Annotated in this window: 8 protein-coding genes; 7 read left to right on the top strand and 1 reads right to left on the bottom strand. The window is 64.8% G+C overall.

All coding sequences use genetic code 11. From position 1 onward, the window contains the following. Window positions 1-155: 155 nt before the first annotated feature. Window positions 156-1,778: a sigma-54-dependent Fis family transcriptional regulator gene (locus AC08OV_RS12450; RefSeq protein WP_476612831.1), complete on the bottom strand. Its 1,623-nt coding sequence runs from the start codon at window positions 1,776-1,778 to the stop codon at window positions 156-158. Between the two features lie 597 nt (window positions 1,779-2,375). On the opposite strand from AC08OV_RS12450, the gene AC08OV_RS12445 reads away from it, so the two are divergent. From AC08OV_RS12445 to AC08OV_RS12415, 7 genes are all read left to right on the top strand, one after another. After that, a complete protein-coding gene (locus AC08OV_RS12445) occupies window positions 2,376-4,025 on the top strand; it encodes an aromatic/alkene/methane monooxygenase hydroxylase/oxygenase subunit alpha (RefSeq protein WP_476612830.1) in 1,650 nt (549 codons plus the stop codon). Between the two features lie 193 nt (window positions 4,026-4,218). Beyond that, the gene (locus AC08OV_RS12440) at window positions 4,219-5,271 is read left to right on the top strand and encodes an FAD-binding oxidoreductase (RefSeq protein ID WP_476612829.1); all 1,053 of its coding nucleotides are present in this window, start codon (window positions 4,219-4,221) and stop codon (window positions 5,269-5,271) included. Between the two features lie 50 nt (window positions 5,272-5,321). Then, on the top strand, window positions 5,322-6,428 hold the full coding sequence (locus tag AC08OV_RS12435; protein WP_476612828.1) for an aromatic/alkene monooxygenase hydroxylase subunit beta: 1,107 nt from the start codon (window positions 5,322-5,324) through the stop codon (window positions 6,426-6,428). Beyond that, window positions 6,425-6,790, top strand: coding sequence for a propane 2-monooxygenase effector subunit MimD (mimD, locus tag AC08OV_RS12430; RefSeq protein WP_476612827.1), 366 nt, complete (start codon window positions 6,425-6,427; stop codon window positions 6,788-6,790). Before AC08OV_RS12435 ends, mimD begins: the two co-directional genes overlap by 4 nt. An 87-nt stretch (window positions 6,791-6,877) precedes the next feature. Continuing rightward, window positions 6,878-7,915, top strand: coding sequence for an amidohydrolase family protein (locus tag AC08OV_RS12425; protein WP_476612826.1), 1,038 nt, complete (start codon window positions 6,878-6,880; stop codon window positions 7,913-7,915). Then, complete coding sequence (locus AC08OV_RS12420; protein ID WP_476612825.1) at window positions 7,912-8,622, top strand: iron-sulfur cluster assembly protein; 711 nt, start codon at window positions 7,912-7,914, stop codon at window positions 8,620-8,622. Before AC08OV_RS12425 ends, AC08OV_RS12420 begins: the two co-directional genes overlap by 4 nt. 41 nt (window positions 8,623-8,663) lie before the next feature. After that, window positions 8,664-9,689 carry an NAD(P)-dependent alcohol dehydrogenase gene (locus AC08OV_RS12415; protein WP_476612824.1) on the top strand — a complete coding sequence of 342 codons (1,026 nt, stop codon included), beginning with the start codon at window positions 8,664-8,666 and terminating at the stop codon, window positions 9,687-9,689. The last annotated feature ends 24 nt before the right edge of the window (window positions 9,690-9,713 follow it).

Here is a 9,713-nt window from a genome sequence, read left to right as displayed (position 1 = left end):
GACACGGCCCTCTACCAGGCAAAGCACTCCGGCCGGGACCGGGTCGCGACCGCGCAGCCATGATGGGCCTCCCGCGTTAGGGACCGCCACTCCGGCCTGTCGTAGGGCTGCTGCTCCCCGCACGCTGCGCCCGTGGGCTCTACGCAAGATTGCGTCTACACGCTGGGAGCGGGGATCTCGATGCCGTACTGCCGGATTCTGCGGTAGATCGTCGCTCGCGACATGCCGAGCGCCCGCGCCGCGAGGGTCCTGTTCCCGTCCGCACTGAGCAGGCTCTGCACTATTGCGTCTCGCTCGATCGCCTCCATGGCTCCGAGAACCCGGCGGGTGACCGTGTGACATTCCGGCGGCAGGTCACCGACCATGATCGTGCCTGCGGGGCGAACCTGGATGACTTTGCGCAGCACCTGGCGCACCTGCTCGATGTTGCCTGGCCAACTGGCACGCAACAGTGCTTGCATAGCCTGCGGGGAGCAGGCGAGTTGGCCGCCACGGGTAAGTTTCACCAGCAGGAACGGCACGATTTGGTGCAGATCGTCGATATGGTGCCGCAACGGGGGCACTTCGATGCAACGCGGGAAGTAGCGCATCAGGGGGCCGAGGGGTTTGTCATCGGCGCTGAGCGTCAGGACTACCCACGGCAGATCCCGGCGGCCTCCCGCCTCCGCTGCTTGGCAGGCGGACGCCAGCACATGCAGCCGGTAGGGGTCGATGCGATCGGCGTGGCGTACCACCAGCGTGCCCCGGCTACGGCTCAGTTCGTGGCGGAGAAGGGTCCCCCACTCCCGAACAGTAGTGTTGTGGCCGTCGATAATGGAGAACCACGCGGACGGATCACGCCGCTGGCACACGGCCCGGGCCAAGGCTGTTTTGCCCACGCCGGGCTCTCCTCGTAATATCACCCACTCACCTGCTTGCGCAGCCGCGTCCACTTCCCGGCACGCACGGGTCCATAGAGTTCCGGAGCCGACGATGCCGGGCAGTGGAAGCCGCGTCAGGGCGGTGTCCGCATGCCGGGGGCGCGGCGCTTCGACAAAACGGACATGGGCCACCGCCCCGTCGGTGGCCCTCTCCGTCGCCACTGTCCGGCAGTGCACGCGGGCCCAGGTTCCGCTGGGCAGCTCCACCATCAGGGTGGTGGTACGGCGTCTGGCGACGACATCGGTGAGCCGCCCGATCAGCACCGACTGGTCGCGGGGGTCGAGCAGTTGGCGCGCGTGCTCGTTCATCATGACGACGTCGTCGTTGAGGCCGAGTACCACGCCGGAAATCCGCTGGCATGTCCTGAGATATTCCCGTAACAGGGCAAGGTCACGGTGTTCTTCGTCGGCGAGCAGGGATTCCTGAATCTGTGCCGCCGCAGCCCGGGCCATGGCCATGAGCAGCGGCCCAGCGTCCGGGCGCCAACAGGTCAGGTCTAAGACGCCGATGATCTTCCTCGTGACTGGATGGTACACCGGCACTCCGGCGCAGGCCAGATCCTCGAGGTTCGAGGCGTAGTGCTCGTGTCCGAAGACATGGGCGGGGGACCTTCCCTCGAGCGCGGTACCGATTCCGTTGGTTCCCACCAGTCTTTCCGCATAGCTGAAACCCGGTGCGAGCTGGACCGCGTCGAGGTGCTTCTCCAGGGCGCGGTCACCGGTGCGCCGGGCCAGGACGACCCCCTCGGCATCGGTCAGGATGATGCTGATAGGCTGATCGACAAGTTGATCGCCGATTTGGCGGACGATGGGCGCTGCGGCGCGGCTGACCGGGTTGTCGATGTCGAGGTCGCCCACGAACGTGAGTCGGGGGCCTTCCGCCGCTACCTCCCAGTGCCGGGAGCGTAACCAGGACGCCCGGATGCTATCGCGTACCCTGTCCGGCTCGATGGAGCCGGTGGTCAGGAACAGCTCCCGTGCCTGCGCAACCTCGGCGCCATAATGATCATGAGCATCTAAGTTGCTCGAACAACCAACCATCTGATGGATCTCCTCCCGCGAACGGCGAACCTCGACGACTCCGGTACAACCGCAGCGTCCGACGTGGTCACGAGCGGTTCCCGAGCGAGGTTAGATCGCCGCCTACCGTCTGGCTAGACCTTGTGCTCCGTCCACTGCCGGGTGCCCGCCGCGCCCGACCAACCCCGGACCGGCCCCCGACCGGCGGCGGTCGCCGGTCGCCTCCGCATTGATCTTGTTGGTCGAGCTCTGGCACCTGTCTCAGATTGAGATACCACACACCTCCCACAGGGAGTGTGATGTGGGACATACGAAGGGACGTGGCGCAGGCACCGGTTCCGGCCGGAAGGAGGGTCGACGCGGATCGGCGTCGACCTCGGTGCAGGCGGGCATCGCCGGTGTCTGCCCGACCCCGTATCGTCCAGGAGGCAGGGCGTGAGCCGTCAAAGCTTGACAAAGGCACATAAGAAGATCACGGAGCTGTCATGGGATCCGACGTTCGCGACGCCCGCGAAGCGGTTTGCCACCGACTATACCTTCGATAAGTCTCCGAAGAAGGACCCGCTCAAGCAGATCTTGCGCTCCTACTTCCCGATGGAGGAGGAGAAGGACAACCGCGTGTACGGCGCGATGGACGGCGCGATCCGCGGCAACATGTTCCGCCAGGTCCAGCAGCGCTGGATGGAGTGGCAGAAGCTCTTCCTGTCGATCATCCCGTTCCCGGAGATCTCCGCGGCCCGGGCGATGCCGATGGCGATCGATGCCGTCCCCAACCCTGAGATCCACAACGGGCTCGCGGTACAGATGATCGACGAGGTGCGTCACTCGACGATCCAGATGAACCTCAAGCGCCTGTACATGAACCACTACATCGACCCGGCCGGCTTCGACATCACTGAGAAGGCGTTCGCCAACAACTACGCCGGAACGATCGGCCGCCAGTTCGGTGAGGGCTTCATCACTGGTGACGCGATCACCGCGGCGAACATCTACCTGACCGTCGTCGCCGAGACGGCGTTCACCAACACCCTGTTCGTCGCGATGCCGTCCGAGGCGGCCGCCAACGGCGACTACCTGCTACCGACGGTGTTCCACTCGGTCCAGTCCGACGAGTCCCGCCACATCAGCAACGGGTACTCCATCCTGCTCATGGCGCTCGCCGACGAGGCCAACCGGCCGCTGCTCGAGCGCGACCTGCGCTACGCGTGGTGGAACAACCACGCCGTGGTGGATGCCGCGATCGGCACCTTCATCGAGTACGGCACGAAGGACCGCCGCAAGGACCGCGAGAGCTACGCGGAGATGTGGCAGCGCTGGATCTACGACGACTACTACCGCAGCTACCTCATCCCCCTCGAGAAGTACGGCCTGGTGATCCCCCACGACCTGGTCGAGGAAGCCTGGAACCGTATCTACAACAAGGGGTACGTGCACGAGGTCGCGCAGTTCTTCGCCACCGGGTGGCCGGTGAACTACTGGCGGATCGACCCGATGACCGACGACGACTTCGAGTGGTTCGAGTCGAAGTACCCGGGCTGGTACAACAAGTACGGCAAGTGGTGGGAGAACTACAACCGGATGCGTTACCCCGGCCGGAACAAGCCCATCGCGTTCGAGAACGTCGACTACCAGTACCCCCAGCGGTGCTGGACGTGCATGGTGCCCTGCGTGATCCGCGAGGACACGGTGCATGACAAGGTGGACGACCAGTGGCGCACCTACTGCTCCGAAGCCTGCCACTGGACGGACAAGGTGGCGTTCCGGCCGGAATACCAGGGCCGCCCGACGCCGAACATGGGCCGGCTGACCGGCAAGCGGGAGTGGGAGACTCTCTACCACAACTGGGATCTCGCCGATGTCATCTCCGACCTCGGGTACGTCCGTGATGACGGCAAGACCCTGATCCCGCAGCCTCACCTCGAGCTCGACGACCCCTCGAAGCTCTGGACGCTCGACGATGTCCGCGGCATCACGTTCAGCAGTCCGAACGTCGCACTCAACGAGATGAGCGACGCCGAGCGTGAGGCAACGATGGCGGCCTACCGGGCCGGCGGTCCGGGCGGTCGGCCGGCACCCGTTTCCTAGTAGCGCCCTGCAAGCTGCGGGCGTGTTGAAGAACCGCCGTCCGAGGGGGCCGACGGACGTTTCTTGAATGCGTTCGACCGAACACGGTCCCACCGGCGCCGCGACACGAGCGCCGGTGGGACCGCACCACCGAGGCGCGGCCCGGGCGGCTCGCCCGGATACGACGGGTTTTCAAAGCAGGAGAGAGACGGGCATGAGCGACACCCACCGGGTCCGGTTCGAGCCGGTCGACGTGGAGATCGAGGTTACCGAGGACGAGACCGTGCTCGACGCGGCGTTCCGCCAGGGCGTCAACCTGATGCACGGATGCAAGGAGGGACAGTGCTCGGCGTGCAAGTCCTTCCTGCTTGACGGTGATGTACAGATGGGCCGCTATTCGACCTTCGCGTTGGCCGACTACGAAAGCGATGAGGGCTACATCCTGCTGTGCCGGGCGCACGCCTTCAGCGATCTGTCGGTCGAACTGGTCAACTACGACGAGGACATGATCCGATCCGGCCTTCCGGTGCGGACCATAGAAAGCACCGTCGTCGAGACGGAAGATCTCACCCACGACATCACCCGGTTGCGTCTGGACATCGCCGGTTCACCGGACTTCATGTTCCATCCGGGTCAGTACGTCGACATCACCATTCCTGGTTCGAGTGAACACCGTTCGTTCTCCATGGCGAACATCTCGGGAACGGAAGGTTATCTTGAGTTCATCATCAAGAAATATCCGGGCGGGCGTTTCTCCGGACTTCTGGAGGACGGTCTGCGCCCCGATGACCCGCTGACCGTCACCGGGCCGTACGGTGCTTTCACGCTCCGGGTGAGCTCGGACCGCCGGATCGTCTTCATTGGTGGTGGCGCGGGGATGGCCCCGATCCTCTCCCTGCTACGCCAGCTGGCGACGAAGAACAGCGAGCGGGAGGTCGTCTTCTACTACGGGGCGCGCTCCCCCCGCGATCTGTTCTATGTCGACGAGATCCTCCAGACCGGTGCGTCGATTCCCGGCTTCACGTTCGTCCCCTGCCTGTCCGACAGCATGCCGGAGAACTCGGACGATATCGGCCATCCCGTGGAAAACGGGTTGGTAACCGATATAGTGGACCGGCACGAGACCGACATCGCCTCCTGCGATGTTTACTTGTGCGGTCCGCCTCCCATGATTGACGCGGCATTGCCGCGGCTTGAGTCGAGCGGGGTCCCGAAAGAACAGATCTTCTACGACAAGTTCACCATCACGGCCGCCGCCGAAAGCTGACCGGTCACCGGTCGGCCATCGGTTGACGACCTGCCACGAGGAGCGCAGGCATGACGACGCAAGTCACGGGTAAGACCAGGAGCTTCCCCAAGCCGGAGTTCACCGACGCGGAGGCGGGCGCGTTAACGTTCCCCAGCTCCACCAGCCGCGCGTACAACTACTTCAAGCCGCAGAAAATGCGGGCGACCATGTACGAGGACGTCACCTTCGACGTCCAGCCGGACCCTGACCGCTACCTGGCCCAGGGCTGGGTCTACGGTTTCGCCGATGGGCCCGGCGGGTATCCGCAGGCCTGGACGGCGCTGCGCTCCTCGGACTGGCACGCCTTCCGCGACCCCAATGAGGAGTGGGAGCAGACCATCTACCGGAACAACTCCAATGTTGTCCGGCAGATCCAGCAGAACCTCGAAAACGCGCGGGCGGCCCATGCCTACGACGGCTGGTCGCGGGGGTGGACCAAGTTTGTCGAGCAGCACCTGGGCGCCTGGATGCACGCTGAGAACGGTCTGGGCCTGCACGTGTTCGTCGCCGCTCAGCGGTCGGGCCCCACGAACATGATCAACACTGCCATCGCAGTGAACAGCGCGCACAAGCTCCGCTTCGCTCAGGACCTCGCCCTGTACAACCTGGAGCTGGCCGAGTCCCTGGCGGGGTTCGACGGATCGGCCCACCGCAAGGTCTGGCACGACGACCCGGTGTGGCAGCCGGTGCGGGAGAACGTCGAGCGGATCACCGCGGTCGCTGACTGGGCGGAGGCGCTCGTCGCCGCGAACATCGTGTTCGAGTCGCTGGTCGGCGTGTTGTTCCGCAGCCACCTCGTCATGCAGATCGCCGCCCGTAACGGCGACTACGTCACGCCGACCCTGGTCGGGACCGGCGAGAACGACTACGAGCGCGACCTGCGTTACACCCGCGCGCTGCTCAAGCTTCTCGTCACCGACGAGAAGTTCGGCGCAGGTAACGTCGAGACCATTTCCGGCTGGTTGTCCCGGTGGGTTCCGCTGAGCTTGAAGGCGGCCCATGAACTGCAGCCGATCTGGTCGCAGCCGCAGGAGAAAGTCATTACCTTCTCGGAATCCCTCGACGCCACGGTCAACGGGTTCCGGGCTGTCCTTTCCGACCTTGGTCTGCCCGAGCCGAAGGAGCTGACGCAGTGACCATCGCGAACGAAAACCCAGAGCTCGGTAAAGCCAATCGGACCTCGTCAAACATGTGTGGCGTCACCCTGATGAACAACCAGAACGGGTATGTCGTCGCCGACGTCATGCGGAGCAAGCCCGGTATCCGCGTCGAGGAGTATCCGTCCATGATCCGGGTTGACGGCGAACGTAAGATCGAATTCGACTTCGACGAGATCTCGGATGCGCTCGGTTTCGATTTCGGTGTGTCCGACTTCGAAGAGATCATGTCCACGCACTACGGCCGGATGGTGCACCTCGACGACAAGACCGTACTTTTCGCCAACCCTGAGGACGCGGCGGAGTACATCGATTTCGACCTGAAAGTCGTCACTAACTGACCTGACCCGGTACGAACGGAACGGTCCACGTCGGGCTCATCCGGCCCGGCGTGGACCGGCCGTGGTGATATTGCGGAGGATATCCACATGTACGTCAAGGACAATGAGCGATACTTCATCGTGGATTCCCACCTGCACTTCTGGGATGGGAGCCCGGAGAACCAGGCGAACCGCTACGGCAAAGGTTTCATCGACTGCTTCTACGACTACCATGTGAATCTGAGCCCGCAGGAGTATCTCTGGTCACGGGAAAAGTTCCAGAAGTACTCTGCGGAAGTCATGGTGAAGGACCTGTTCGAGGACGGTTACGTCGACAAGGGGATCTTCCAGCCCACCTATCTGACGGACTTCTACCGCAACGGTTTCAACACCACCGAGCAGGACGGCGCGCTCGCCGAGAAGTACCCCGGCAAGTTCATCGTGAACGGCTCCTTCGACCCGCGTGACGGCGAACTGGGCCTGTCGAAGCTGGCGGACCTGGCGGCACGCTGGAACCTCAAGGGCGTGAAGCTCTACACGGCCGAGTGGAAGGGCGAGTCCAAGGGCTACAAGCTGACCGACCCGTGGGTTTACCGGTATCTGGAGAAGTGCCAGGAACTCGGCATCCGCAACGTCCACATCCACAAGGGCCCGACGATCTACCCGCTGAACCGGGACGCGTTCGATGTCGCCGACGTCGATGATGTGGCCACGGCATTCCCCGAGCTGCGGTTCATCATCGAACACGTCGGACTGCCCCGGTTGGAGGACTTCTGCTGGATCGCGACGCAGGAGCCGAACGTCTACGGTGGGCTCGCGGTGGCCATGCCGTTCATCCACAGCCGGCCGCGCTACTTCGCGCAGATCATCGGTGAGCTCCTCTACTGGCTCGACGAGAACCGGCTGACCTTCTCGAGTGACTACGCGATCTGGCACCCCAAGTGGCTGGTCGAGAAGTTCGTCGACTTCCAGATCCCGGAGGACATGCAGGCCGAGTACGGCGTGCTCACCCCCGACATCAAGCGCAAAATTCTCGGTCTCAACGCGGCCGCGCTCTACGACATCGAGGTACCGGCCGAGGTTAGCGGGGCGGGCAGCGGCGCTCCGGCGTCGACGCCTCTCGTGGGCGCAGGGCAGTCCGTATGACCACACCCACAGTAACCAGTAGGACCGGCCTGGCCGCGGACGTCTGGGAAGCTTTGGGGCGGGTGTACGACCCGGAGCTCGACCAGCCCGTCACCGAGCTGGGATTCGTCCATGCTCTGGTGGCCCAGGACGGGCGGGTGCAGGTTCGGCTCAGGCTCCCGACCTACTTCTGCGCGCCGAACTTCGCCTACCTGATGGTGTCCGACGCGCACGACGTGGTGAAGGAGCTGCCAGGAGTCACCGAGGTGGACGTGGCCCTGGAGGATCACTTCGCCGCCGAAGAGATCAACGCCGGAGTCGCCGCCGGAGACGGTTTCCCGGCGAGTTTCCCCGGGGAGGCCACCGGAGGCCTCGACGACCTGCGGATGACCTTCCTGCGTAAGGCGCACACCGCCAGCCTGGAAGGCGCGGCCAAGCGCCTGGTAGCCGAGGGTTGGTCACCCGAGTCGCTGTACCGGGCCCGGCTGGCGGACATGCCGGAGTCACCGGAACGACACAGCCTGCTGCGCCGACGGGACGCCCTCGGACTGTCCCTGGCTCCCGAGGCGCCGCTGTTCGTCGACGACGACGGCCGTCCGATCGATCGCGAGGCGCTGCCTCTCCGGCTGCGATTTGCCCGGACCGTCCGGGTGACGATCGACGCAAACACCACGGTCTGCCGCGGTCTGCTGGAGACGCGGTACGGCCCTGTGACCGCACACCCATGACGTGACAGTGACGTGACAGCAACGAACGCGGAGGTGGGCCGATGAGGGCCGTTCAGGTCATCAAGTACGACAACGCGCCGCGGCTGGTAGACGTCCCCGACCCCAAGATCCTCCATCCGCTGGACGTGGTGGTCAGAATCGGCGGCGCCGGTGTCTGTCGGACGGACCTGCATATCATCGAAGGGCAGTGGGAGCAGAAGTCGGGCGTGACCCTGCCGTACGTGCTCGGGCACGAGAATGCCGGCTGGGTGCACGAGGTCGGTTCGGCGGTGAGTGACATAGCCGTGGGCGATCCGGTCATCCTGCACCCGCTGGTCACCTGCGGGCTGTGCCAGGCCTGCCGGGACGGCGACGACGTGCACTGCGCCCGGGCGTCCTTCCCCGGGATCGACAGCGACGGCGGCTACGCCGAACTCCTGCGGACCAACGCCCGGTCGGTGGTCAAACTCGACCCGTCGTTGCAGCCGGCGGATGTGGCGGCACTGGCCGACGCCGGACTGACCGCCTACCACGCGGCACGCAAGGCAGCCGCGGCACTGAGCCCCGGTGACCGGGTCGTGGTGATCGGAGCCGGCGGTCTGGGCCACATCGGTGTGCAGGTGCTGCGTGCCCTCACCCCAGCCGAGATCATCGTCGTCGACCGCTCCGCCGAGGCGTTGCGGCTCGCCGGCGAACTGGGCGCCGACCACACGGTGCGGGCCGACGGCAGCGAGGTGTCCGCGGTACTCGATCTCACCGGGGGCAACGGCGCCGAGGCGGTCATCGACTTTGTCGGTGAAGGCGGTGCGATCGAAGCGGGTGTCGCCATGCTGCGTCGCGCCGGTTCGTACTATGTTGTCGGCTATGGCGGGGTGCTGAACGTCCCCACCATCGACATCATCTCCACTGAGATCAACTTCATCGGTAACCTGGTCGGATCGTACAGCGACCTCGTCGAGCTGATGGTTCTCGCAACCCGTGGCAAGGTCACCCTGCACACGAGTGCCTACCCCCTGGCAGAGTTCCACCAGGCGCTCGACGACCTTCACCACGGCAAGGTGCGCGGTCGGGCGATCCTGATCCCCTGATCTACTGATCACCCTGATCTACTG

It is taken from the genome of Frankia sp. CeTa3Moorea (assembly GCF_978021225.1).
The sequence above is the reverse complement of the archived record's forward strand: the minus strand, read 5'-3'. Positions and strand labels throughout refer to the sequence as shown.